At 70.8% G+C, this 25,461-nt stretch carries 21 protein-coding genes; 6 read left to right on the top strand and 15 right to left on the bottom strand.

Translation table 11 applies throughout. The annotated features are described in order from the left end of the window. Window positions 1-10: 10 nt before the first annotated feature. The 5 genes from OHA73_RS09200 to fes all read right to left on the bottom strand — a co-directional run bounded on the left by OHA73_RS09200 (window position 11) and on the right by fes (window position 6,255). Window positions 11-1,648, bottom strand: coding sequence for a (2,3-dihydroxybenzoyl)adenylate synthase (locus OHA73_RS09200; RefSeq protein WP_327654813.1), 1,638 nt, complete (start codon window positions 1,646-1,648; stop codon window positions 11-13). Then, a complete protein-coding gene (locus tag OHA73_RS09205; RefSeq protein WP_327654814.1) occupies window positions 1,645-2,868 on the bottom strand; it encodes an isochorismate synthase in 1,224 nt (407 codons plus the stop codon). The genes OHA73_RS09200 and OHA73_RS09205 overlap by 4 nt, the downstream gene beginning before the upstream one ends. 129 nt (window positions 2,869-2,997) lie before the next feature. Continuing rightward, window positions 2,998-3,807 carry a 2,3-dihydro-2,3-dihydroxybenzoate dehydrogenase gene (locus OHA73_RS09210; RefSeq protein ID WP_327654815.1) on the bottom strand — a complete coding sequence of 270 codons (810 nt, stop codon included), beginning with the start codon at window positions 3,805-3,807 and terminating at the stop codon, window positions 2,998-3,000. Then, the gene (locus OHA73_RS09215) at window positions 3,804-4,787 is read right to left on the bottom strand and encodes an ABC transporter substrate-binding protein (protein ID WP_327654816.1); all 984 of its coding nucleotides are present in this window, start codon (window positions 4,785-4,787) and stop codon (window positions 3,804-3,806) included. Before OHA73_RS09215 ends, OHA73_RS09210 begins: the two co-directional genes overlap by 4 nt. 82 nt (window positions 4,788-4,869) lie before the next feature. Next, window positions 4,870-6,255, bottom strand: coding sequence for an enterochelin esterase (gene fes, locus OHA73_RS09220; protein WP_327654817.1), 1,386 nt, complete (start codon window positions 6,253-6,255; stop codon window positions 4,870-4,872). Between the two features lie 125 nt (window positions 6,256-6,380). Here fes and OHA73_RS09225 point away from each other — a divergent pair, with 125 nt between their 5' ends. From OHA73_RS09225 to OHA73_RS09235, 3 genes are read left to right on the top strand one after another with little or no spacing between them, the layout of a single operon-like run. Then, window positions 6,381-7,433, top strand: coding sequence for a FecCD family ABC transporter permease (locus OHA73_RS09225; RefSeq protein ID WP_327654818.1), 1,053 nt, complete (start codon window positions 6,381-6,383; stop codon window positions 7,431-7,433). Then, window positions 7,430-8,521 (top strand): FecCD family ABC transporter permease, encoded by a 1,092-nt coding sequence (locus OHA73_RS09230; RefSeq protein ID WP_327654819.1) that lies wholly within the window; start codon window positions 7,430-7,432, stop codon window positions 8,519-8,521. The genes OHA73_RS09225 and OHA73_RS09230 overlap by 4 nt, the downstream gene beginning before the upstream one ends. Before the next feature lie 36 nt (window positions 8,522-8,557). Next, on the top strand, window positions 8,558-9,829 hold the full coding sequence (locus OHA73_RS09235; RefSeq protein WP_327654820.1) for an alpha/beta hydrolase-fold protein: 1,272 nt from the start codon (window positions 8,558-8,560) through the stop codon (window positions 9,827-9,829). On the opposite strand, the gene OHA73_RS09240 is transcribed toward OHA73_RS09235, so the two are convergent. The 5 genes from OHA73_RS09240 to OHA73_RS09260 form a co-directional block, all read right to left on the bottom strand. Next, complete coding sequence (locus OHA73_RS09240) at window positions 9,830-11,863, bottom strand: RICIN domain-containing protein (protein ID WP_327654821.1); 2,034 nt, start codon at window positions 11,861-11,863, stop codon at window positions 9,830-9,832. Between the two features lie 69 nt (window positions 11,864-11,932). After that, window positions 11,933-13,984 (bottom strand): beta-galactosidase, encoded by a 2,052-nt coding sequence (locus OHA73_RS09245; RefSeq protein ID WP_327654822.1) that lies wholly within the window; start codon window positions 13,982-13,984, stop codon window positions 11,933-11,935. 39 nt (window positions 13,985-14,023) lie between these two features. Then, entirely contained in the window at window positions 14,024-15,370 is a 1,347-nt protein-coding gene (locus OHA73_RS09250) for an ABC transporter substrate-binding protein (protein ID WP_327654823.1), read from the bottom strand. Between the two features lie 86 nt (window positions 15,371-15,456). Then, window positions 15,457-16,389, bottom strand: a complete 933-nt coding sequence (locus OHA73_RS09255) for a carbohydrate ABC transporter permease (RefSeq protein ID WP_266722145.1) — start codon at window positions 16,387-16,389, stop codon at window positions 15,457-15,459. A 5-nt stretch (window positions 16,390-16,394) separates the two neighbouring features. Then, window positions 16,395-17,291, bottom strand: coding sequence for a carbohydrate ABC transporter permease (locus OHA73_RS09260; RefSeq protein ID WP_266722144.1), 897 nt, complete (start codon window positions 17,289-17,291; stop codon window positions 16,395-16,397). A 227-nt stretch (window positions 17,292-17,518) separates the two neighbouring features. On the opposite strand from OHA73_RS09260, the gene OHA73_RS09265 reads away from it, so the two are divergent. After that, a complete protein-coding gene (locus OHA73_RS09265) occupies window positions 17,519-18,508 on the top strand; it encodes a LacI family DNA-binding transcriptional regulator (RefSeq protein ID WP_327658439.1) in 990 nt (329 codons plus the stop codon). 17 nt (window positions 18,509-18,525) lie between these two features. Here the strand turns inward: OHA73_RS09265 and OHA73_RS09270 are convergent, their stop codons facing one another. After that, window positions 18,526-19,086: a YbaK/EbsC family protein gene (locus OHA73_RS09270; protein WP_327654824.1), complete on the bottom strand. Its 561-nt coding sequence runs from the start codon at window positions 19,084-19,086 to the stop codon at window positions 18,526-18,528. A 43-nt stretch (window positions 19,087-19,129) separates the two neighbouring features. Then, on the bottom strand, window positions 19,130-19,702 hold the full coding sequence (locus OHA73_RS09275) for a helix-turn-helix domain-containing protein (protein WP_327654825.1): 573 nt from the start codon (window positions 19,700-19,702) through the stop codon (window positions 19,130-19,132). A gap of 167 nt (window positions 19,703-19,869) precedes the next feature. Between OHA73_RS09275 and OHA73_RS09280 the strand changes: the two genes are divergently transcribed. Next, complete coding sequence (locus OHA73_RS09280) at window positions 19,870-20,736, top strand: DMT family transporter (protein WP_327654826.1); 867 nt, start codon at window positions 19,870-19,872, stop codon at window positions 20,734-20,736. 1,134 nt (window positions 20,737-21,870) lie between these two features. Here the strand turns inward: OHA73_RS09280 and OHA73_RS09285 are convergent. Both OHA73_RS09285 and OHA73_RS09290 read right to left on the bottom strand, forming a co-directional pair. Then, window positions 21,871-23,238 carry an MFS transporter gene (locus OHA73_RS09285; RefSeq protein ID WP_327654827.1) on the bottom strand — a complete coding sequence of 456 codons (1,368 nt, stop codon included), beginning with the start codon at window positions 23,236-23,238 and terminating at the stop codon, window positions 21,871-21,873. Window positions 23,239-23,262: 24 nt separating this feature from the next. Continuing rightward, a complete protein-coding gene (locus OHA73_RS09290) occupies window positions 23,263-24,006 on the bottom strand; it encodes an acyltransferase (protein WP_327654828.1) in 744 nt (247 codons plus the stop codon). 146 nt (window positions 24,007-24,152) lie between these two features. On the opposite strand from OHA73_RS09290, the gene OHA73_RS09295 reads away from it, so the two are divergent. Next, a complete protein-coding gene (locus OHA73_RS09295) occupies window positions 24,153-24,674 on the top strand; it encodes a gamma carbonic anhydrase family protein (RefSeq protein WP_266722138.1) in 522 nt (173 codons plus the stop codon). A gap of 63 nt (window positions 24,675-24,737) precedes the next feature. Here the strand turns inward: OHA73_RS09295 and OHA73_RS09300 are convergent, their stop codons facing one another. Next, window positions 24,738-25,382, bottom strand: a complete 645-nt coding sequence (locus tag OHA73_RS09300) for a DedA family protein (protein WP_266722137.1) — start codon at window positions 25,380-25,382, stop codon at window positions 24,738-24,740. Window positions 25,383-25,461 lie beyond the last annotated feature (79 nt).

Genomic DNA, 25,461 nt, shown 5'->3' on the forward strand with positions numbered 1-25,461 from the left:
GGGGTACCTCTCAGTGCTGCTCGGCGGCGGACCGCTGGTGCTTCTTGCTGATCTTGCCGATGCCGGTCTGCGGGAAGGCGTCGACGAATTCGACGAGGTCGGGCACCTTGTACGCGGCCACGCCCCGCTCCCGTACGAACCGCTTCACGGCGACGGACCTCAGAGGTGCGGCGTCCGCGCGCAGGATGACGTAGGCGAGGGAGCGTTCGCCGAGGTACTCGTCGGGGACGCCGACGACGGACACGTCGTGCACGGCGGGGTGGGCGAGGAGGATGTTCTCGATCTCCTCCGGGGCGATCTTCTCGCCGCCCCGGTTGATCTGGTCCTTGGCCCGGCCCTCGACGACGAGGTGCCCGGTCGGGGTGCGCCGCACGATGTCGCCGGTGCGGTAGAAGCCGTCGGCGGTGAACGAGCGGGCGTTGTGCTCGGGGGCGCGCCAGTAGCCGCGGATGGTGTACGGGCCGCGGGTGAGCAGATGCCCGAAACCGCCGTCGGGGACGTCCTGGTCGGCGTCGTCGACGACGCGGACCTCGTCGTCCGGGGAGATCGGCAGCCCCTGCGTGGCGACGATCGCCTCCGGATCGTCGTCCAGACGCGTGTAGTTGACGAGTCCTTCCGCCATGCCGAAGACCTGCATGAGCTTGCACCCGAGGGCGGGTTCGAGGCGGCGAGCGGCCTGCTCGCTGTACTTGGCGCCGCCGACCAGGACGAGTTCCAGGGTCGACAGGTCGTGTGTGGTGCCGGCCGCGGAGTCGGTCCAGACGAGGGCGAGCGGCGGGACGAGCCCGGTCATGGTGATCCGCTCGCTCGCGACGAGCGGGAACGCGGTGTCCGGGTCGGGCGCGGGCGCGAGCACCACGGCGCCGCCCGCGTACAGCACACCGAGCCAACCGGGGCTGCTCATCGGGTAGTTGTGGGCGGCCGGCAGCACGACGAGGAAGCGGGTGTCGGCGTCGACGCCGCAGATCTCGTTCGAGCCCCACAGCGAGTACATGTAGTCGTCGTGGGTGCGCGGGATGAGCTTGGGCCGGCCGGTGGTGCCGCCGGACAGCTGGAGAAAGGCGAGCTCATGCGGCGCGGGCCCATCCAACTCCACTGGCTTGGTGGGAACTTCGGACAGCGAGGTGTGCTCGCCGGGGTCGCCCCCGACCACGAACACGTGCTTCAGCGTCGGCGTCTCGGCCCGGACCCTGCTCGCCAGCGCCCGGTGGTCGAACCCGGCGTGCCGCTCGGGGATCACGTAGGCGACGGCCTCGGTGAAGGAGCAGAAGTACGCGATCTCGCTCTCGCGGTGCGCGGGCAGCGCGTACACGGGCAGCGCGCCGATACGGAACAGCGCGAAGACGACCTCGACGAACTCGCCGACGTTCGGCAGCTGGACGACGACGCGGTCGCCCTTGCGTATGCCGCGCGCCACGAACCCGGCGGCCAACCGATCGACGCAATCGTCGAGTTGGCGATAGGTCCAGGTACGTCTGGACGGCGCGGGGTCGACGAGGGCGACGCGATCGGGATGCGAGTCGGCACGCTCGCGCAGCACGCCGCCGAAGGTCTCGCCGCGCCAGTACCCGGCGGCGCGATAACGCTCGGCGTACTCGGCGGGCCAGGTGGGCGCGTCGAGACCGGGGGTCAGGGAGTTGGCGGTCACAGAGCGGCTCCCACAGCGTTCAGGAACGTACGGAACTTCGCGCCGGTCTCGGCGGTCTCGGCTTCCGGCGAGGACTCGGCGACGACACCCGCACCCGCGAACAGGCGCAGCAGCCGGCCCTCGGCCTCGGCGCAGCGGATGGTGACGACCCACTCGCCGTCGCCGTCCGCGTTCTGCCAGCCGACCATGCCGGTATAGGCGCCGCGGTCGAACGGCTCGGACTCCGCGATGACTTGACGGGCGAGGTCGGTCGGGGTGCCGCACACCGCGGGGGTGGGGTGCAGGGCGGAGGCGAGGTCGAGGGCGGTCGTCCGCTCGGGGTCGGCGAGTTCGCCAGTCACGGTGGTGGACAGGTGCCACATGGCGGCCGTCCGTACGAGGGTGGGGCGGACGGGGACGTCGATGGTCCGGCAGAACGGGGCGAGGGCGGCCCGCACCGCGTCCACGACGACGGCGTGCTCGTGCAGGTCCTTGGCCGACTCCAGCAACGCGGCGGCGCGACGCACGTCCTCGGCGAGGTCGGCGGAACGCGGCGCGGAACCCGCAAGGGGGTTCGCGGTGAGCGTCGACCCGCTGCGGGAGACGAGGAGTTCGGGGCTCGCGCCGATGAGGGTACGGCCGGGGGCGCTGGGCACGGCGAAGGTGTAGCCGGCCGGGTCGCGCCGGGCCAGGCGCCGCAGCATGGTGGGGAGATCGGGAGCCTTGGACGCGGTCAGTTCGAGCGTCCGGGCGAGCACGACCTTGTCGAACTCACCGCCCTTCATGCGCTCGACGGCCGCGGCGACGGCGGCTCCGTACACCCCGGGCTCCGGAACCTCGCGCACCGTCCAGTCGGCGGCGTCCCCGGTCGACGGCACAGGCAGCGCGATGAGCGGGTCCTCACGCAGCGGCGGCGCCCACCGCACGGCCTCCGGAACGGCGAGAGCGGGAGCCGCGTCCGGGGCGAAGGGCAGCGCACCCATCACGACGGGATTCGGATCCCCGGCCCTCCGCCGAGCATCGAGCAACGCCCGCACACGGGGACTCAACGGCCCGTCTCTGTGCGGAAGTTCAGCAACAACACCCCGCCCGAGCAGAGTGCGATGCGGAGTAGCAAGGAACCGATCGGTGACGGGCGCGTACTCCTCAAGGAGCGCGGTGGCTGACCCGGGCTCAACGAGCTCGGGGACGGGTGCGTCGGAACGATTGACCGTGATCGGACCGGTCAGAGACGTGGTCATGGATGTCTCCAAGAGTGGGGGGCTTTCAAGCCCGTCGGGCCCATCAAGCCCGTCCGGCGTTTGAGGACAAAGGGGCCCGGGGCGAAGCCCCGGTTTCGGGAAGGGGCGGGGTGGGGGAAAAACCCCCGGTCACCCCCGGAGGGTCGCGCCCCCGTCGACGTACAGGTCCTGCATCGTGATGTGCCGAGCCCTGTCGCAGGCAAGGAACGCAACCGCCTCCGCGATGTCCCCGGGATCGGCAATGCGCCCGAGAGGAATACCGGTGCGGTGAGCCGCGAGGTCCCCCTCGATCACGGACCGCGCCCCGGCCTCCACGTCACCCCCGGGAGCCGCCTCCCACATGCCACGCTGCATGTCGGTGAGCGTCGACCCGGGACAGACGTTGTTGCACCGCACCCCGTGCGCGGCGACCTCCAGGCCGAGGCATTTGGTGAACATCGCGGTGGCCGCCTTCGACGCGGCGTACGCCGCCATGCCCTTCCGCGGAATACCCGCCGCATTCGAGGCAACGGTGACGATGCTGCCGGCGCCGCGCCCCGTCATCCGCCGCGCGACGGCACGGGAGACGTGCATGGCACCGTTGGTATTGACGGCGAAACACGCCGCCCAGTCCTCGTCGCTGAGGTCCACGACGGCCGAACCCCGCAGGATCCCGGCGACGTTGACGGCGACATCAAGGGGCCCGAGGGTGTCCTCGACATCACCGACGAGCGCCTCCACGGCTCCCGCATCGGTGACGTCGAGGGCCCGGGCGACGACCTGCCCTCCGGCGTAAGGGGCCGCGACCTTCGCGACAGATTCGGCATCCAGGTCCGTGGCAACGACACGCGCGCCGCGCCCGGCGAGCGCGGCGACGACCGCCTCGCCGATCCCCCGGCCCGCCCCCGTGACGAGGGCGAGCCGGCCGGCCAGGTCCTGACCAGTGTTCGGGGTGGTCACTTGGCCAGCGCCCCCTTGATGTCGTCGAGGACGGTCCGCGCGGCGAGCGGACCGCCCGCGCTGTTCCACGCGGAGCCGTCGATGACGACGACGTGGCTGTCCTTCTCGGCCTTCAACTTGCCGAAGTTGGTGACCTTTTGGGCCTCGCCGTAGGCCTTCTCACTGTCGGCCTCCGTGCCGAGCGCACCGAAGAACAACCAGTCGCCGTCGATGGTCGCGAGCTTCTCCAGGGAGACCGGCTCGCTGTGCCCGGTGCTCGCGCCCTGCTGGTCCTTGGGCCGGTCCATGCCGAGCGCCTTGAGCGTCGAGCCGACGTGGCCCTCGCCCTTGCCGACGACGGACGGGGCGCCGTCCTGCCAGCGGATGACGGAGACGGACTTGCCGGCGTTGTCGCCGAGCTTCTTCTTCGTGTCGGCGACCTGCGTGTCGAAGTCGGCGAGCCACTTCTTGGCGTCGGACTTCTTGTTGAGGGCGTCCGCGGTGTCCGTGAAGGCCGTCTTCCAGTTCTCGTTGAGCTTCGCGGTGACGACGGTCGGCGCGATCTCCTGGAGTTTGTCGACGGTCTTCTTCGCGCCGGTCGTCTCGTCGAGGAGGATCAGGTCGGGCTGGAGCGCGGCGAGCTTCTCCATGTCGGCCTCGGCGACGGACGCGACGACCTGCGACTTGGACGCCTTGTCGGCGAGGTAGGAGGACACGCCCTTCTGGCCGCGGCCCGCGGTGGTGCCGACCGGCTCGACGCCGAGTGCGAGCGCCGCGTCGAGGGTCGGCTCGCTCAGCGCGACGACCTTCTTCGGGTCGCTCGGCACCTTGACCTTGCGGCCCTGGGCGTCGGTGAGCTGCCGCGTCTTCGACGCGGACCCGGCCTTCTCGGCGCCGCCGGCGTCGTCTCCGCTGCCGCTGCCGCAGGCGCTCAGAAGCAGGGCGCCGGTGACGGCGGCGGCCGGTATCAGGGCGGCGCGGCGGATTCTCGGGGAGGACATGTTCGCAGGGCTCCTTAGGGCAATGAGATGAGAGAGGTGATGCGTGGGGGGTGGTGCGTGGGGGGAAGTCCGAGGGACCGCGCTAGGCGGGGGCGGGGCCGGCGCCCAGGAGACGGATCAGGGCGTCGACGAGCGCGACGTGCCAACAGGCGTAGTCGTGACCGCCGTTGAACTCGTTGCGGGTGACCTCGTAGCGGGCCGAGTGCAGCGTGTCGCAGAGCGTCCGGCAGTGGTCGACCATCGTGCCCTCGTGCAGACCCGCGTCGAGGTGGACGGTGATCGGCGCGGGGTCGGTCTCCGCGTACCGGGCGGCGAGCCACGGCACGCCGATGATGTGTTTCTGCACGACGCCCGGCGCCAGGGTCGGCCGCCACCACAGCGAGGGCGACTGGGCGACAACATGGCCGAAACGGTCCGGTCGCAGCCGTCCCGCGTGCAGGGCGGCCAGGCCGCCGAGGCTCTGTCCCGCGACGACGGTGCGCGCCGGGTCCGTGGCGAGGGGCCAGCGGCCCGCCGCCCACGGCAGCAGCTCGTCCGCGAGGAACTCCACGAAGGGGTCCCGGGCGCCGAGTTCACGGTTGCGGGTGTGCCGGTCGACGGCGTCCGGCGCGAGCACGGCCAGCGGCGGCAGCAGCCCGTCGGCGATCAGCGAGTCGAGGGTGTGCTGGAGGCCCACGCGGCCGAACCACATGTCGCCGTCGCAGAGCACGAGGACGGGCAGCCGTTCCGTGTCACCGCGAGGACCCGGACGTTCCGTGTCACCGCGAGAACCCGGACGTTCCGTGTCACCGCAAGAAGCCGGGGGCAAATATACCCATACGTCACGTTCGTTACGTACATCGCGGTCGCCACCCAGCGCCGCGGCACCGATCCTGTGCCGCTCGACGCGCCCGGCGGGCACGGTGCCGCGCCGCTCGGTCCACGCCGGGGCGGGGGCCTCGGGCAGGGCGAAGACGGAGTTGTCGCCCGCGCCCCAACGGGTGGGGAGGCGGCGGGGGTTGAGCGGGTCGTGCGCCGCGTGCACGGCGAGGGAGCGCAGCCGCGCCTGCAGCACCTCGGGGTCCTCGGGCGGCTCCTTGGCCGAGACGTCGGCGGCGATCCGGTACGAGGCACGGTGGTCCGCGCGCAGCCGCAGACCGAAGTGCCAGATGTCGGTGCCCGGGACCTGCTCCATGAGGGAGCCCGCGAGGTGGGCGCGGTCGCCGAGGTGGCTGACCATGAGCAGCACCTGCCGGGTGGCGCGGTGGCCGCGCCACAGGAAGGTGACCGCCCGGTGGTCGGGTTCGCCGTCGAGTTCCTCGACGAGTGGCGTGCCGCGGGCGGCGGCCTCCTGCCAGAACTCCTCGGCGATGTGCGCGCGTTGAGCGTCGTCGGCCGCGGCGATGCACTCCTCGAGGCGCGCGACGCGGGCACCGGTGACGCGGTCCGGCCGGTGGTCCGGCAGGGCGGCAACGGACTGGACGCTCATGTCTCCTCTTCCTCCGGAAGCGACCTGCGTCCTCCGGAAACGGCCTGAGCCATCAGGAAACGACCCAGGCTTTTCTGTCGACGTAATTGTTAGCAGACGTAGTTAGGTTAGCCTAAGCTAACCACATGCCCGCAGTGATACGACTCCGCCCCGGCGGAACACGACAACTCCCGGCCACCGAGCCGCGCAGCCGCCCACCCCGCACCGCGGGTCTCGTGATCGGCCTGGTGCTGCTCCTCGCGGCGGCCGCCCTCTCGCTCGCGGTGGGCACGGAGCACCTCACGCTCGGCCAGGTCTGGAGCGGGCTGTTCTCGCCGTCCGGCTCCCGATACGACAACATCGTTCGTGAACTGCGGCTCCCCCGGACGTTCATCGGCATCGCCGTGGGCGCGGCGCTCGGGCTCGCGGGCGGCGTGATGCAGGTGCTGACCCGCAACCCCCTCGCCGACCCCGGGCTGCTCGGGGTGAACGCGGGCTCGTCGGCCGCCGTCGTCACCGCGATCAGCGTGTTCGGCATCACGTCGTTCACCGGATATCTGTGGTTCGCACTGATCGGCGCCGCCGTCGCCGCCATCGTCGTCAACGCCCTGGGTGGCACCCGGTCGGCGACGCCGGTACGTCTCGCGCTCGCCGGCACGGCCGTCAACGCGGCCCTGTTCGGCTACGTCAACGGGCTGCAGCAGTGGGACCTGAGCACGCTCGACTCGATGCGCTTCTGGTCCGTCGGCACGCTGGAGAAGCGCGATCCCGAACTCCTGCTCACCGCACTGCCGTTGCTGATCGCCGGTGCGCTGCTCGCGTTCGCGCTCGCCCGGCCGCTCGGCGCCCTCTCGCTCGGCGAGGACCACGCCCGCGCGCTCGGCACCTCGGTGCGGCGCACCCGGGTCCTGTCGATCGTCGCGATCACGCTGCTGTGCGGCAGCGCCACCGCCGTGTGCGGGCCGATCGGCTTCGTCGGCCTGATGATCCCGCACGCGGTCCGCGCGTTCACCGGACCCGATCCCCGCTGGATGCTGCCCTACTGCGCGCTGTTCGCGCCCACCCTGCTGCTCGTGGCCGATGTCATCGGCCGGGTCGTGGTGGCGCCCTCGGAGATCCAGGCGGACATCGTCACGTCGTTCATCGGCGGGCTGATCTTCGTCCACCTCGTACGTCAGCGGAAGGTGGCCCAGCTGTGACCCCAGAGACCCTGGAGCCCCTGGAGAAGGAGGAACCTCGGGCCCTCAAGGCCGAGTTGCGCCGCGGAAGGCTGCGGATCGGCCGGTTCTCGGTCCGCTTCGACCCGCGTACGGTGCTCGTCTGCCTGGCGCTGATCGTGGTCACGGCGTGCCTGGTGGTGCTCTCCGTCGGGACGGGCACGTACGAGCTGTCGCCGATGGAGGTGCTGCGGACATTCGCGGGGAACGGGCCGCCGGGCGCCGAGTTCATCGTGCTCGACCTGCGGCTGCCGCGCGCCGTCGTGGCGGTCCTCGTCGGCTTCGGGACGGGCATGGCGGGCGCCGTCTTCCAGTCGCTCACCCGCAATCCGCTGGGCAGCCCGGACATCATCGGGTTCGGCAACGGCGCGTCGGCGGGCGCGCTCGTCGCCATCATCTTCCTCGACGCGGGCGCCGCGCAGACGGCGCTCGGCGCGCTCGTCGGCGGCTTCGCCACGGCCATCGCCGTCTATCTGCTGGCCTGGCGCCGGGGTGTGCACGGCTACCGGCTCGTGCTCGTCGGCATCGGGGTGTCCGCGGTGCTCGGGGCGGCGACCAGCTTCCTCTACATCCGCGCCGACATCGGCAAGGCGGCCCAGGCCGCGAGCTGGACGATCGGCTCACTCAACGACCGCGGCTGGACCGAGGCCAGGACGGCCGCGCTCGGCCTGATCTTCTGCGTCCCCGTGGTCATGGTGTTCGGCCGCCGCCTGACGATGCTGGAGATGGGCGACGACACGGCGGGCGCCCTCGGTGTGCCGCCGGAGCGCAGCCGCCTGATCCTGCTGTGCGCGGGCACGGGCCTGACCGCGATGGCGGTCGCCGCTGCGGGCCCGATCCCGTTCCTCGCCATGGCCTCCCCCCAACTGGCCCGCCGCGTCACCCGCGCCGCGGGGCCGAACGTCCTGCCCGCCGCATGGATGGGCGCCCTCCTTGTGACGGCGGCCGATCTGCTGACGCAGCGCGTGACCGGTTCGGCGCTGATGCCGGTGGGCGTGGTGACGGGTGTGGCGGGCGGCCTGTTCCTGGCGTGGCTGCTGCTGCAGGAGCGCAGGGCGCACCACGTCTGAGCATGTGTCACACGATTCTTTGGAAGGCGACCCCGTATGACGAACCCGACGGCGCCGGCGACACCCGAAAGCCCCCGGCTGGCTCGGCTGTCGGATGAGGTGAAAGCGCACGGGCAAGCGGCGCTCGACCGGTTCTGGCGCGAACTCGCCCGTACGGGAACGCCGTTGGTCGAGCCCGTTCCGGGCTTCCCGGGAGTGCGTCTGGTCACGGTGGTGTGGCGGGAGGACCGGCCCGTCGAGGGTGTCTATCTCCTGGCCAATCGCGTCACCGACAAGCACCGCGTACGCCACGGCATGATGCGCCACCTCGACGGCACCGATGTCTGGTACGTCGGCCTGCGGCTGCCGCTGGGCCTCCGCTCCACCTACCGCATTCATCCCTTCGGCGCGGACGATCCCCACATGACGTCCGACGGCCCGCGCAGCGGCACGTTCCGCGAGCTGCCGGACGACCGCGTGGACCCGCTGAACCGGCACGCGGGCGGGCCGTTCGGTTCCCTGATCGAGCTCGACGAGGCACCGTCACTGGCGCAGTGGCCGCCGACGGCCGGCCCGCACCCCGGCGAGGCCCTCGGCTTCACCACCGCCGACGGATCCGTGTACCGCGTACGGCGGTTCGTGCCGGACACCTGTGAAGCCGGCCCCGCCCCGGGGCTGCTCGTCGTGTGCGACGGCGAGCGGTGGTTCGACCGGTACGGCATCACGGCCGCGATCACCGCCGCCGTCGAGGCGGGCCGGATCCCGCCGATGGCCGTCGTCGGGATCGAGGCGGGGGCGGATGTCGCGGCGCGGATGCGGCAGCTCGGCGCCGATCCGCGCTTCATCGACACGCTGGCCGACGAGCTACTGCCCGCAGTGACGAAGGATCTGCCCCGGCCGCCCGGGCCCCGGAACACCGTGCTGTGCGGGCAGAGCCTCGGCGGGCTTACCGCGCTCGCGGCGGCCCTGCGCCGACCGGACGCCTTCGGCACGGTGCTCGCCCACTCGGCCTCCACGTGGTGGCGCCCCGGCATGACGGCCCGGCCGGCGCGGCCCGCGGAAGGAGCGGAGACCTGGCTGTACGAGCAGGCCGCCGCGGCACCGGTCGGCGACGTCCGTATCCGCATGGACGTCGGCTCCAACGAAGGACCGATGGTCGACGACCTGCACCGGCTGCACGCCCTGATGGCGGCCCGCGGCTTCGACGTCTCGCTGAACGTCTACACCGGAGGTCACGACTACTCCTGCTGGGCTGCCGCCCTCATCGAGGGGCTCTCGGAGCAGCTCGTGCCCCACGGCACGGGGCCGTGGGGCACGAGAAGCGGCTGATCAGGACGTCACATCGGTGACCCGCCACCGTTGATTGGAACCGGAGTTGGGCTGCCACGTCCCGACGGGAGCACCCTCGTTCGTGGCCTGCCCGCCGACCTCCAGGAGGCGGCCCGTGCCCGCGTTGACGAGGGTGTACGTGCCGTCGCCCGTGCTCGACAGGATCCACTGGGCGGCCGGATCGCGCTCGCCCGTGTCGGGTTCGACGACCGCCGCACCGTCGCGGACGGCGAGCCGCTTGCCGTCGGCGGCGCTGGTGAACACGTGCCGCTTGCGACTCGCGGGTCCGTCGCCACTGATCTGCGCGAGCCGCCACCGCTGTCCGGCCGCGCCCGTCCCTGACCCGATGACGAGCGTGCCGCCGCCGTCGGCGACGGTGAGGTCCTTGCCGCTCTGCACACCCGTCAGCTCGTAGGTGCGTCCCCGGCGCAGCTCCGCCGCGTCCTTCGCGACCCCGGACACGCCCTTGATCACGAACGTGGTCACCGACTGCGCGGGCACCGTGAACGTGGCCTTCCGGCCCGTCACCGCGACCGGCGCCCGCTCTGCCAGCTTGCCGTCCGTGCTGGTCACGACCGGGGTGACGGTCGCGCCCCGGCGTACGGTCGCGAACCTGGACAGGTCGAGCGTCACCGTGCGGGTGCTCGTGGTGCTGTTGACGTGCACGACGGTGGCGCCGTCGCCGCCGCGGGTGACGGCCGCGGTGCTGCTCGTGTCGTCGGTCTTGATGAGGTGGTCGCCGGGCCGGATGTAGTGGGTGAAGTTCCGGGCGGTGTCGAACTTCGTGTTCGTGTAGACCGGGCAGGTCTCCAGAGTGTCGTCGGGACCCGCGCTGAAGGAGACCTGGACCTCGCCCCAGTTGCCACCCTTCGCGGACTCGCCACCGGGCTTCATGTTGTCCCAGTCCTCGACGGGCTGCCAGAACACCCAGGCGCTGGGCTCCAGTTCGCGCAGATCGTCGACGATGTGCTGGGCGAGCCCGAGGCCGGGCCGCATGTCGGTGAAGGACTGCCCGTCGCCCCAGTCGCCCTCGACCTCGCTCATCCACAGCGGCGTGCCCTCGGCCTTGGCGAGGTCGCGTACGGAGGTGCGGCCGCCGGTGCCGTACGTGTGGACGTTCATCTGGGCGACGCGGCTCTTCACGTCGGCCGGGTAGCTTGTCCAGTTCGTGACGAAGGTCGTCGGGTTGGTCTCGTCCATCGCCGAGACGACCGCGCCGGTCCGCGCCTTGCGCAGGGCGGCGTCGAGGGCGGGCACGATCTTCTGCTGGAGTCCGGGGCCGATGTGGCAGCCCTCCTGGCGGCCGCCGGTCGGATTGCCGTCGGCTCCCAATTTGGTACCCCAGTAATCGGTGTTGGGCTCGTTGCACGGGTCGACGGTCTTCACCTTGATGCCGTGCGCCTTCTCCAGGCGTCGCGTCGCACCGGCCAGATAGGTGGCGAAGTCGTCGACGGACGCCTCCTTCAGCTGGTCCTTCGACGCGTCGAAGCCGCCGGAGACATAGCCGCTGACCGTCATGAAGTACGGCGGCGAGTTGGAGAACGTCTCCCAGTGGGTGATGTCCTTCTTGATCCGGTCCACCCACCAGCGCTGGGCCGCGTCGGTGTCCTCGTTCCAGTGGTCCTCGTTGCCGGGGTCCCACCAGTCGGTGTCGGTGCGGGTGGTGCCCTCGGGCGCCTTCCACCAGCCCTCGACGGCGCCGCCCGCCCTCAAGTAGTCGGGCACGTCGGGGGCGTTGCCGCCGCCGATGTTGTAGCGGGCGATGTTCAGGGCGAGGCCGTCCCGTCCGAAGACGAGGTCGGCGATCCTCTCGCGGATCTCGGCCGGGTAGTGCCCGGTGGCGTTCGCGAACCAGACCAGGCTGGTGCCCCAGCCCTCGAACCGGTCCTGCCGGTACGAGGGGTCGGGGGTGACCGTGACCGTCACCGCAGTGGTGGCGGCGGCGACGAGCTGTGCGGCCGAGATCTGGGTTCCCGCCGCCGCGGCCGTGGCCGCCGCGATGCCGATGAACCGTCTGCGGGTCAAGCGCGCCAACGTGTGCTCCCTACGTCGTTGTGTGAGCGGGGTGTTGGTGGTGCCGAACGCTGGTGGTACGTGGTGGTGCTAGGAGGTGGCGGGCTGCCTCAGGACGGCGACCTGGCGGGGCGCCAGGACCAGCACGTCGTCCTCGGCCGCGGGCCCGACCAGCACGTCTCCGGTCAGGCCCGGCAGCGGCACCTGCTCGTCGCTCCGGTTGACCAGGAAGACATAGCGGTGCTCGGCATCCCGTCGCACGATCTGCTCGACCAACCCCCTTGCCTGCTCCGGGAGTTCACTGCCCACCTCGGCCGGCGCGAGCAGCTCGGGCAGCAGCGCGGTGAGCCCCTCGACGCCGAGGCGGGTGGAGACGTACGCGGCCGAGCCTCGCCCTGTACCGCGCCGGGTGACGGCGGGGCGGCACGCGTACGTGCCTGTCCGGTAGCCGGCGAGGACCTCGACGTCCGTGCCGGCGACGGAGATCCGGTCGGTCCACAGGCTGCCGGTGGTGCCGTTGTCCAGGTCGACGGTGTCACCGTCGAGGAGCGGCCCGAACTCCTCGATGCGGATGCCGAGGACGTCGCGCAGGGCGCCGGGGTAGCCGCCGAGCCACACGTGGTCGTTCTCGTCGACGATCGCGGAGAAGTACGTGGTGACGAGGTGGCCGCCGCCCTCGACGTACCGGGTCAGCTCCTTGGCGAGCGGCTGCGGCACCACGTGCAGGACGGACGCGATGACGACGTCGTACGTGGACAGGTCGGTGTGGTGCGCGGGCACCACGTCGGCGCGGATCCCGAGGCGCAGGAGTGCCGAGTACCAGTCGAGGGCCTCGCGGTGGTAGTCGAGGCGGGAGGACGGGTGGGAGTCCTGCTCGCTCGTCCACCACGAGTCCCAGTCGAAGAGGATCGCGACACGGGCGGGTTCGCGCGCGCTGCCGGCGATCGGGGCGAGCGCTTCGAGGGTGCCGCCCAACTCGACGACGGAGCGGAAGAGTTCGCTGTCGGCTCCGGCGTGCGGGAGCATCGCCGAGTGGTACTTCTCGGCGCCCGCCGCCGACTGCCGCCACTGGAAGAAGCAGACGGCGTCGGCGCCGTGCGCCACGTGCAGCAGCGAGTCCCGGGCCAACTCCCCCGGTTTCTTCGGTAGATTGACGGGCTGCCAGTTCACGGCGCTGGTGGAGTGCTCCATCAGGAACCAGGGCCGGTGGCCCGCGATCCCGCTGGTGAGGTTGGCGGAGAAGGAGAGCTCGTCGCGGTCCTGGGGGCCGGGGATGACGTAGTGGTCGTTGGCGACGAAGTCGACCTCGCCCGCCCAGTCCGCGTAGTCCATGCCCTTGGTGCCGGGCATCACCATGAAGTTGGTGGTGACGGGCGTCTCCGGGCTCAACTCGCGCAGGATCTCGCGCTCGGCCAGCAGATGATCCTTGAGCGCGTCGGAGGAGAACCGCTTGAAGTCCAGCTGCTGGGTCGGGTTCGGGTGCGAGGCGGCGAGCCGCGGCGGCAGCAGCTGCTCCCAGTCGCTGTAGCGCTGCGACCAGAACGCTGTCCCCCAGGCGTCGTTGAGGGCTTCGAGCGTGGTGTAGCGGCGGCGCAGCCAGGCCCGGAACGCGCGGGCCGCGTCGTCGGAGTGGTCGTAGACGTTGTGGCAGCCCAGCTCGTTGTTGACGTGCCAGGCGACGAGCGCCGGGTGGTCGGCGTAGCGGGCGGCGAGCTTGCGCACCAGACGCAGCGCGTGCTCACGGAAGACGGGCGAGGTGGGCCGCCAGTGCTGGCGGGCGCCCGGCCACAGTGTCTCGCCGCTCGCGGTCACCGGAAGGATCTCCGGGTGCGCGGCGGTCAGCCACGGCGGCGGTGACGCGGTGGCGGTGGCCAGGTCGACGCCGATGCCGCCCGCGTGCAGCCGGTCCATGATCTCGTCGAGCCAGCCGAAGTCCCAGCTGTCGGCGGTGGGTTGGAGCCGCGCCCAGGAGAAGATGGCGAGGGAGACGACGTTCACCCCGGCCTCCCGCATCAGCCGGATGTCGTCCGCCCACACCTCCCGCGACCACTGCTCGGGGTTGTAGTCGGCGCCGTAGCCGAGGCGCCGGCTGCCGTCCGAGCCCTTCGCGTACGGGAAACGGGAGGAGAGGGGGGCGACCATGAACGTCCTTCCAGGAATGCGGGCTTGTGGCGGGGCGGGCTACTTCTCGACGGTGAAGCCCTGGTCGGTGCCGTACTTGGCGGACGCGTCCTGCCAGGACTTGAGGCCTGCGGGGAGCTTGGTCGAGGAGACGTAGGCCTTGCCGACGGTGTCGTTGAAGATCGAGTTGGCGTACACCTGGAACGGCAGGTACTTCCAGTCGGTGGGCACGCTCTTCGCGGACTCGGCGAAGATCTTGTTGGCCTTCTGGCCGCCGAAGTACGGGAACTCGGTGTTCTGGAACGACGAGGAGTTCAGGTCCTTCGTCGTCGCGGGGAACGCGCCGTTCTTGATGCGGGTCCCCACGCCCACACCGGAGTTGGCGTACTCGACGAAGGCGTACGCGAGCTCCTTGTTCTTGCCGAGCTCGGGCAGCGCGAGCGAGCTGCCGCCGTTCTCGGAGCTCGCGGTCGCGCCCTTCTCCCACTGCGGCATGGGGGCGACGCGCCAGTCGCCGGACGCGCCCTTCACGCCGGAGGCGAAGTTGGCGGGCATCCAGGCGCCGGTGGGCAGCGTGGCGATGGTGCCGTCGCCGAGGCCCTTGTACCAGTCGTCGGTCCAGCCGGTGACCGGCGCGACGAGCTTGTCGTCGATCAGCTTCTGCCAGGTGTCGGTGTACTTCTTCGCGCCCGCGTCGGTGAAGTCGATGCCGACCTTGGTGCCGTTCACCTTGTACGGGTGCGAACCGGCCTGCCACAGCAGGCTGGTGGTCAGGCCCGCGTCGCCGACGTCGCTGGTGATGTACGCCTTCGGGTCGGCCTTGTGCAGCTTGCGGGCCGCCTCGACGTACTCGTCCCAGGTGGTCGGGACGGCGATCTTGTACTTGTCGAAGACCTTCTTGTTGTAGAAGAGCGCCATCGGACCCGAGTCCATGGGCAATCCGTAGACACCGCCACCGTCGCCGGACTTCACCGAGTTCCACGGACCCGGCGAGTACGAGTCCGCCAGCTTCTCGGCGCCGTAGGCCTTGAGGTCGGTGATCTGCTTCGTCAGGGCGTACTGGCCGAGCGCGTAGTACTCGATCTGCGCGACGTCCGGGACGCCCTTCTTCGCCGAGATCGCGTTCGACAGGGCCTTGTACTGGTCGTTGTTGGTGCCCGCGTTGACCAGCTTGATGTCGACCTTCGGGTACTTCTTCTCGAAGTCGGCGGCGACCTGCTTCAGGGTGGGCTCCCACGCCCACACCGTGACGGTGCCGCCCTTCTTCAGGGCCGACTTGATGTCGGCCGAACCCACCTTCTTGTCACCGGAGTTGCCGTCGTCGGAGCCGCCGCAGGCGGTGGCCCCGAGGGCGAGGGCGCAGAGGAGACCTATGCCGCGCAGGACGCGGCGGGAGTGCTGGGGCATGGCGATGGCTTCCACTTCTTCGTGGTCCTACAGAGCTCTTCGTGGTCCTACAGAGGGTGTGCGAGGGGTGAACCGCCCTGCCGCGCCTACTCCTTGACGCTTCCGGCGGAGAGACCCGACTGCCAGTACTTCTGGAGCAGCAGGAAGGCGGCGATCAGCGGCACGATGGTGAGCAGCGAACCGGTGAGCACGAGATGGGGAATGGCCTCGCCGCCGGCCGTCTGCGCCTGCTTGTTCCAGGAGTCGAGGCCGAGCGTGAGCGGGTACCAGTCGGGGTCCTTCAGCATGATCAGCGGCAGGAAGTAGTTGTTCCAGGTCGCGACCGTGGTGAAGAGCAGGACGGTGACGGTGCCGGGCGCGAGCAGCGGCAGCGCGACCGTGAAGAAGGTGCGCAGCTCGCTCGCGCCGTCGATCCGGGCGGCCTCCATCAGTTCGGTGGGGATCGCCTCGGTGGCGAACACCCACATCAGATAGAGCCCGAACGGCGAGATCAGCGACGGGATGATGACGGCCCACGGGGTGTCGGTGAGCCCCATCTTGCTGAACATCAGGAACGTGGGGACGGCGAGCGCCGTGCCCGGCACCGCGACCGCCCCGATGACGACGGCGAACACGGCACGCTTGCCCGGGAAGGCGAACTTGGCCAGCGCGTACCCGCCGAGGACCGCCAGGAAGGTGGCTCCGCCCGCGCCCACCACCACGTACATAAGGGTGTTGAGGAGCCAGCGGCCGAAGACGCCGTCCTGGTACGTGAAGGTCACGCCGATGTTGTGCCAGAGGTCGAAGTCCGAGTCGAACCACAGGCCGAACGAACGGGCCAGGCCCTGCTGGGACTTGGTGGCACTGATCAGGAGCCACACCAGGGGCAGCAGGCTGTAGACGAGGACGACACCGGTGAGCACGGTCAGCAGAACGCTGCGCCGGGGGCGCCCCGTGGTGCGCCGCCGGACGGTGCGCAGGCGCGGGGCGGTGGACTTGAGCGATGCGGTCGGCCGTACGGGCCCGGTGGTGGTGGTCATCGCGCTCACGCTCCCTTGCGCATGCCGCGCAGCTGGACCACGTAGGCGACGATCATCGTGATCACGCCCATCACGATGGCGACCGTCGCGGAGTAGTTCTGCTGCTGACCCGCGAAGGACAGCGAGTACGTGTAGTAGTTCGGGGTGTAGTCGGTGGTGATCGCGTTCGGCGCGAGCTTCTGGAGGATGGCGGGCTCGTTGAAGAGCTGGAAGCTGCCGATGATCGAGAAGATCGTGGCGATGACGAGGGCGCCGCGGATCGCAGGGAGCTTGATGGCCGTGATGACGCGCCACTGTCCGGCCCCGTCGATCTCGGCCGCCTCGTACAGCGAGTGCGGTACGACGCGCAGCGCGGCGAAGAAGATCAGCATGTTGTAGCCGACGAACTCCCAGGTCACGATGTTGCCGAGGGAGGCGAGGACCAGGTCGGCGGAGAGCGGGTCGGGCAGCTTCGTGCCGAACGCGTCGTTGAGGTCACCGACCAGGCCGTAACGGGTGCCGTACATGAAGCCCCACATGAGGGTCGCGACGACGGCGGGGACCGCGTAGGGCAGGAAGACGGTGATCCGGAAGAAGTCCTTGCCGAAGAGGCGTCCGCTGTCGATCGCGAGGGCGACGAGCAGGGCGATGCCCAGCATGATCGGCACCTGGATCAGCAGGAACAGGCCGACACGGAGGACTCCGTCCCAGAACTGGCCGTCCTGGAGGGCCTGTTGGTAGTTGTCCAGGCCCACGAAGGTGGTGCCGCCGATGAGTTGTGTACGGAACAGACTCAGGTAGACCGAGTAGGCGAGCGGCGCGAGGAAGACCAGGGCGAAGACGAGCACGAAGGGGCCGATGAACCCCCAGCCCGTCCATGAGCGGCGCCTCCTCAAGGCGACCGGCGGTTGCAGCGTGGTCATCTGGCGCCCCTCACTCGTCCATGCGGTCCAGCCGTGCGTCACGGGTCCGATGTTTGCGTAAACATCCCTGGCAATGAAGGGTCCGACAGCTGTTATGTTTGCGTAAACATTCGGTGGCGGCATGTCTACACTGCCCCGAGGAGCACGGTCAAGAGTCGGTGAGGGACACGGTGACAACCCAGGAGAGCGCCCCGCAGCACGGCAGGCGCCGCACGCAGAACGCGTCGATGGCCGACGTCGCCCGGGTCGCCGGCGTCTCGTCCCAGACGGTCTCCCGCGTCTCGAACGGCTTCCCCGGTGTCAACGAGGAGACGCGCGAGCGGGTCCGCGCGGCGATGAAGGAGCTCGGCTACCGCCCCAACAGCGCGGCGCGGGCGCTGAAGCGGGGCGACTTCCGCACCATCGGCGTCATCACGTTCACGCTGTCCACGACGGGCAACATGCGCACGCTCGAGGCCATCGCCACCTCCGCCGCGCAGGAGGGCTACGCGGTCACGCTGCTACCGGTCGCGGTGCCCACGCAGGACGAACTGCGCGGCGCGTTCTCACGCCTCGGCGAGCTGGCGGTGGACGCGGTCATCGTCATCATGGAGGTCCATCTACTCGACTCGGCACGCCTGTCGCTGCCGCCGCACGTCAAGGTCGTGGTCGCCGACTCCGACGCCGGCGACCGTTACGCGGTGGTGGACACGGACCAGGCGGGCGGCACACGCGACGCGGTGCGCCACCTCCTCGACCTCGGCCACCGCACGGTCTGGCACCTGGCGGGCCCCTCCGAGTCGTACGCGGCGCAGCGCCGAACGGACGCCTGGCGTACGGCACTTGAGGCCGCGGGCCGCGCCGTGCCACCGCCGGTACGGGGCGACTGGTCGGCCGAGTCCGGCTACCGCGCGGGCCTGCGCCTCGCCGAACAGGACGACTGCACCGCGGTGTTCGCGGCGAACGACCAGATGGCGCTCGGCCTGCTGCGGGCCCTGGAGGAGCGCGGCCGCAAGGTCCCCGAGGACGTCTCGGTCATCGGCTTCGACGACATCCCGGACTCGGGCTCGTTCCAGCCCCCGCTCACCACGGTCCACCAGGACTTCGCCGAGGTCGGCCGCCGCTGCGTTCAGAGCGCGCTGCGCCAGGTACGGGAGAGCGAGGCGGAGCGGGGGACGACGTTGGTACCGACGAGGTTGGTGGTGCGGGAGAGTACGGGGGCGGCGCGGCGGGGGTGACCGGGGGGTGCGGCGCGTCAGACCGCGACGCCCAGCCCCTCCACCACCACGGCTCCCGGCAGTTCGGACAGGGCCTTGCCCGGGACGATCAGCTTGCCGCGGCGGGTGCCGCTGCCGATGAGGACGTGCGGGAGGTCGACGACGGCGGCGTCCACGAGGACCGGCCAGTCGGCGGGCAGGCCGATCGGCGTGATGCCGCCGTACTCCATGCCGGACTCGCCGGTCGCGGTGTCCATCGGGGCGAACGAGGCCTTGCGGGCGCCCAGTTGGCGACGCACCGCGCCGTTGACGTCGACCTTCGTCGCGGACAGCACGACGCAGGCCGCGAGGGTGGTCTCGCCACCGCGCTTGCCCGCGACGACGACGCAGTTCGCGGACGCGTCGAGCAGATCGGGGCCGTAGTGCTCGACGAACGTCGCGGTGTCGGCCCACTCGGGGTCGGTGTCGACGTGGATCAGGTCCTGCGCGGGCACGGTGCCGCGCCAGTTGCGTACGGCGTCGGCGACGGGCCGGGTGAGCAGGTCGAGGGCCTCGGGGGCGGCGAGTACATGGTCGAAGGTGCCGATGGGTGCGCGCATGGCGGCACGCTAACAGCCGCCGCCCGGGCGCCAACGGGGTGTCTCAGCGTACGAAAGGCACCGATACGGCCATGATCATCTCGACGTCCTCGGTCCCGTCGTTGCGGTAGGAGTGCGCGGTGCCCGCCTCGAACGAGACGCTCGCCCTCGCGGGCACCGCGTGCGGGGTGCCGTCCACGACGAGGGTCAGCTCGCCCGCCGTGACATGGACCAGTTCGATGGTGCCCTGCGGGTGCGGGTCGGAGTCGCTGCCGTCGCCGGGCACGAGCCGCCAGTCCCACATCTCGAGCGGCCCCTGGGACTCGGTCCCGGCGAGCAGCCGGTTGTAGCTGCCGGCGTCCGTGTGCCACAGGCGTACGGCCTGATCCTCCGTCACGATCCGGACGTTGGGGCCCTGTTCGTAGTCGAGAAGCGTGGTGATGCTGACGCCGAGGGCATCGCCGATCTTGACGACGGTGCCGATGCTGGGGTTAGTGCGGGCCTGCTCGATCTGGATGAGCATGCCGCGACTGACGGCCGCGCGGGCGGCGAGCGCGTCGAGGGTGAAGCCGCGCTCGGACCGCCAGTGCTTGACGTTGCGCGCGAGCGCCTGGTTCAGGAGATCGAGATCCGCCACGTTCCGTCCAGAGTCGGGGGCCAGGGGGCTGGGGGCTGGGGGCTGAGGGCCTACGAGGTCTTGGACCTTCGAGGCCCTGGGTCAATATTTTGAATGACAGCGTTCAGTTCATTGGACTACGCTGTGGTGCACCACAGCGTCCAGCAAACTGTACTGCGAGGTCCGGCATGACAGCACTCTTCGCCCTGGCCACGAGCCTCATGTGGGGCTTGGCCGACTTCGGCGGCGGGCTGCTGACGCGACGCATCCCGGCGCTCACCGTAGTGGTCGTCTCGCAGGTGATCGCCGTGGTCGTGCTCGGAGTGATCGTGGTCGCCACGGGTGCCTTCTCGGAAGCGGGACCGCAGTTGTGGTTCGCCGTCGCCGCGGGGCTTGTCGGGCCCGTCGCCATGCTCGCCTTCTACAAGGCGCTCGCCCTCGGGCCGATGGGCGTCGTCTCGCCGCTCGGCTCGATCGGCGTCGCCGTGCCGGTCGGCGTCGGGCTGGTGCTCGGGGAGCGGCCGGGGCTGCTGCAGTTCGCGGGGATCCTGGTCGCCGTGGTGGGGGTGGTCCTCGCGGGCGGGCCCCAGTTCAGGGGCGCGCCGGTGCAGCGGCAGGCGGTGCTGCTCACGCTGCTCGCCGCGTTCGGCTTCGGCGCGGTGATGGCGCTGATCGCGGAGGCGTCGACCACGGTCACCGGGCTCTTCCTCGCGCTGTTCGTGCAGCGGGTGACGAATGTCGTGGCGGGCGGGAGCGCGTTGTACGTGTCCGCGAAGCGGGGTGGGCGGGTGCTGCCGGAGGAAGGGGGATGGCAGATCGTCCAGGGCTCGTTGGTGGCGCTCGGCCTTGTGGGGTTGGCAGATGTGGCCGCCAACGGAACGTATGCGCTGGCCGCTCAGGAGGGGCCGGTTACGGTGGCGGCCGTACTTGCCTCGTTGTACCCGGTGGTTACGGCACTTGCGGCACGCGGCGTCCTCAGCGAACGGCTCCGCGGGGTGCAGGCGGCGGGCGCCGGGCTTGCGCTGGTGGGAACGGTGCTGTTGGCGACGGGCTGACTTCCGCCGGATGTGCTTACGCCTACGGGGCGCCTGCACCGGTACCGGCGTGACACCCACGGGGGGGGGCTCCCCCATCGCGCACCGGCATGACACCCACAGGGGGCAGCCCCACCACCGAGCACCAGCACCGGCGTGACACTCACCGGGTGGCTGCCCCATCGCCCCGCACCGGTACCGGCGTTACGCCCACGGGGCGGCAGCCCCACCACCGAGCACGGTATCGGCGTGACACCCACCGGGCTCCGCCCCGGACCCCGCTGCTCAATCGCCGCAGGGGCTTGATTTGGCCCACCCTCCGCGCGGGCTTGATGTGACCCACGCGTCGCACGGGCTTGATGTGGCCCGCCCGTCGCCAGCCCGGCTCGCGCCTGAGCCATCCGCCGCCTGAAGCCGTCACCCGCTCATCTCCCACCCACCCGCCCCCTCCGGGGGCGCCAGGTCGGCGGGTCACCACCCGCCTCGGTCACTCCACCACCAAGCCCAACTCCCCACCCGTTGCGGGCAACCACCACCCGCCTTGAGCAAACTGCCCCCTCAAGCGGCTCCCACCCGGCCCGGCCGACTCCGCCCCACCAACCACGGCTCCCCACCCCGGCGGTCAGCCGCCTCCGCCTCGGGCAATCCGCCGCCTGGGGCGGCAGGGTGGGCAAGGCGGCGCACGGTGCCGCGCAACGAGAACGACAGGCGCCGACCACGGCACGGGCCCGGCACCGCTCCATGGGCATCACCAACCCCGGGCAACCGAAGCCCCCGGAGGGGGCGGGCGGGAGGGAGATAGGCGGGGACCGGCGCAGCCGGGCAAAGAACGGTGCCGCACACCATCACGGCACACGCCGACCACGGCACGGCCCAAAGACCCCGGTGCCGCGCACCCCTCACCGCAGTCACCGACCCCGGCAAGCCCCGCAACCCCGGGCAGCCGAAGCCCCCGGAGGGGGCGGGCGGGTGGGAGATAGGCGGGGACCGGCGCAGCCGGGCAAAGAACGGTGCCGCACACCATCACGGCACACGCCGACCACGGCACGGCCCAAAGGACCGATGCCGCGCACCCGTCACCACAGACGCCAACCACGGCACAGCCCAAAACCCCGGTGCCGCGCACCCGAAACCGCAGGCGCCGACCACGACCGGTCAGATGCGGTAGCGCCGCAGCGCCGGTGCCGCCACAGCCAGGACCAGCATCGCCAGGACCACCAGGACCCCACCCCCGGCCACCGCCGACCCCGCTCCGAAGGTCGAGCCCGCGGAGCCGTGGAGGACGTCCGCCAGGCGGGGGCCACCCGCGACGACCACCGTGAACACCCCCTGCATCCGCCCCCGCATCTCGTCCGTCGCGGCCGACAACAGGATCGCCCCACGGAAGACCATGGACACCATGTCGGCGACCCCCGCCACGGCGAGGAAGACGACCGCGAGCCACAGGCTGCCGCTCAGCCCGAACCCGGTGATGGCGAGGCCCCACGCCACGATCGCCCCGATCACCATCCACCCGTGCCGCTTCGCCCGCGAGAACGTCCCCGAGAACAGGCCCCCGACCACCGCCCCGATCGGAATCGCCGCGAACAGCAGCCCGAGCGCGAGCCCTTCCCCGTACGGCGCGTAGGTCTCCGCGGCGAGCTGCGGGAACAGGGCACGCGGCATGCCGAACACCATCGCGATGATGTCCGCGAGGAAGGACAGCAACAGCACCTTGTGCGTGGACATGTAGCGGAAGCCGTCGACGATCTCCCGTACGCCCGCCCGCTTCTTGACGAGCGTGCCGAGCGGCGGCAACGCGGGCAGCCGGTACACCGCCCACACGGTGACGCACAGCGCGACGGCGTCGATCAGGTACAGCTCGGGCAGCCCGATGACCGGGATGAGGACACCCGCGAGGAGCGGGCCGACGACCTGGCCGGTCTGCATCACCGTCGAGCCGAGCGCGTTGGCCGCGGCCAGTTGGCTCTCGGGCACGAGCCGCGCGATGGACGCGTTGCGGGCGGGCGCGTTGAGGCCCCAGAACGCCTGCTGCATCGCGAGCAGCACCATCAGCACGGCCACCGAGTCGAGCCCGGATATCGCCTGCACCCAGAACAGGACCGAGGTCACGGCGATGCCGCTGTTGGTGATCAGAAGCAGCTTGCGCCGGTCCACGTGGTCGGCGATCGCGCCGCCCCACAGCGCGAACACCACGAGCGGCACGAGCCCCGCCATGCTCGCGGCGCCGACCCAGGCCGAGGACCCGGTGATGTCGAAGATCTGCTTGGGCACGGCGACCGCGGTCAGCTGGCTGCCGACGGCCGTGACGATGGTCGAGGACCACAGCCGGCGGTAGGCGGGGATGCGCAGGGGCCGGGTGTCCATGGCCCAACGGCGCCAGCCACGCGGCTTGGCCTCCGACGCCTCCGACGCCGACGTCTCTGACGTCTCTGACGTCTCCGACGCTCCGGACGCCCCGGACGCCCCGGACGCCTCCGGCTCGGCTTCGCCGCCTGTCTCTCTCGTCTCGCTCGTGTCCACGGCTTCCTTGATTGCTCGCTACATCTATCTGGTCCGGGGTTCAGTGTCCCAGGCGTCGTCGTCGAGTTCGGACAGAGCGAGCAGCTGGTCCGGAGTGACCCCTTCGGGGATCGCCCGCGGCGTCGGCGTCCTGAGCGGCGGCTGCCAGCCTGACTCCGCGTCCCAGCTCCGTACGACGCGTGCGGGCGCACCGGCGACCACGGCGTGGTCGGGTACGTCGCCGCGGACCACGGCCCCGGCCGCGACCACCACGTTCCGGCCGAGGCGGGCGCCCGGCAGGATCACGGCGCCGGTGCCGATCCAGCAGCCGGGGCCGATCTCGACCGGCTCCATCCGGGGCCACTGCTTGCCGATGGGCTCGTGCGGGTCGTCGTACGAATGGTTCGTGGACGTGATGTAGACGTACGGGCCCATGTAGACGTCGCTGCCGATCCGCACCGTCGTATCGGCGATGACATGGCTGCCGCGGCCGATCACGACGCCGTCGCCGAGGGTCAGGATCGGGTCCTGGCCGAGGTCCAGGTCCGGCATCAGGCCCGCGGTCAGGGTCACTTGCTCCCCGATGATGCAGTGCGCGCCCAGCCGGATCCACGGCTCACCGAACACCGTGCCCTGGGGGAACGCGAGCTTCGTGCCGTGCCCGATCGCGCCGAACCGGTGTCCGCCGGACTGCCGCGCGGTGACCGCGCCCTTGCGCTGCACCCAGCGCCATCCGGCCTGTACGAGCCGGTGTGCTGGCCCACCCTTGTCGTTCCGCGTCTTCGGCACGGCGTCACGTTACCCACGCGTATCTGCCACCCCCACCTCGCCGACCTGTGATCTTCGCCCCACAGGTACCTTTCCCTTGGCGCGACGCATGCATGACACACACGGCATGACACGTACACGTACGACACGTAGGGAGCACAGACCTCATGTCCCACGAGGCACTCGTCACCGGCATCGGCGACAAGGAACCGAAGGTGGACCCGGAGGCGTTCGTCGCCCCGACGTCCGTGGTGATCGGCGACGTCACGCTGCACGCGGGCGCGAGCGTCTGGTACGGCGCGGTGCTGCGGTCCGAGGTCGAGCCGATCACGCTCGGCGCGGACAGTAATATCCAGGACAACTGCACGGTGCACGTCGACCTCGGGTTCCCCGCGACGATCGGCGAGCGCGTCTCCGTCGGCCACAACGCGGTGCTGCACGGCTGCACCGTGGAGGACGACTGCCTCATCGGGATGGGGGCGACCGTGCTCAACGGCGCGGTGATCGGGGCGGGTTCGCTGGTCGCGGCGAATGCGCTGGTGCCGCAGGGGATGGTGGTTCCGCCCGGCTCAATGGTCGCGGGCGTCCCGGCGAAGGTCCGGCGTGAGCTGTCCGCGGAGGAGCGAGAGATGCTCACGCTCAACGGGACGCATTATGTGGAGCTGGCGAAGAGGCACCGGGCACTTTGAGCCCCCCTCTTAGACGAGAGCCAGCGGGGTTTGGGGCAGAGCCCCGAGCGGTGCGGCGGAACCTCAGCTCACGGGCTCGGGCTCCGCCGACTCCTCATGCTCCGCCACCATCTTCGCCGTCCGCCGCTTCACGATCAGCATGGATCCCAGGCCGATGAGGATGGCCACGCCCAGGCCCACGTACGAGAACCTCTTGAGCCAGTCCTCCGCGACCACGCCCACGTAGTAGATGACCGCGGTCGTGCCGCCGGCCCAGATCACGCCGCCCAGGACGTTCGCGATGAGGAACTTCCAGTACGGCATGTGCAGGACGCCCGCGAGCGGCCCGGCGAAGATGCGGAGCAGGGCGATGAAGCGGCCGAAGAAGACGGCCCACATGCCCCACTTCTCGAAGGACCGCTCGGCGGCACCGACATGTCCGGGACCGAAGTGCTTGGGGAACTTGCGTCCCATCTTGGCGAGCAGTGGGCGCCCGCCCTTGCGGCCGATCGCGTACCCGATGGAGTCACCGACGACGGCGCCCGCGCTGGCGCAGGCCCCGAGGATGATCGGGTTGACATCGCCGTGCTGCGAGGAGAGCAGCGCCGCGGAGATGAGCACGATCTCGCCGGGCAGCGGGATGCCGAGGCTTTCGACGCCGATCACTCCGGCCACCAGTAGGTAGACGGCGACCGCCGGAATCGTGTCGAGCCATGCCTGGACGTGCATCGACGTCGCCTCCCGTACCCACCAAGATCTGCCTGTGCCCGGCGCGCGCTCCCCTCCGGTACGCGCACGCCGGGCAGCC

This window comes from Streptomyces sp. NBC_00483 (assembly GCF_036013745.1).
GTDB lineage: Bacteria > Actinomycetota > Actinomycetes > Streptomycetales > Streptomycetaceae > Streptomyces.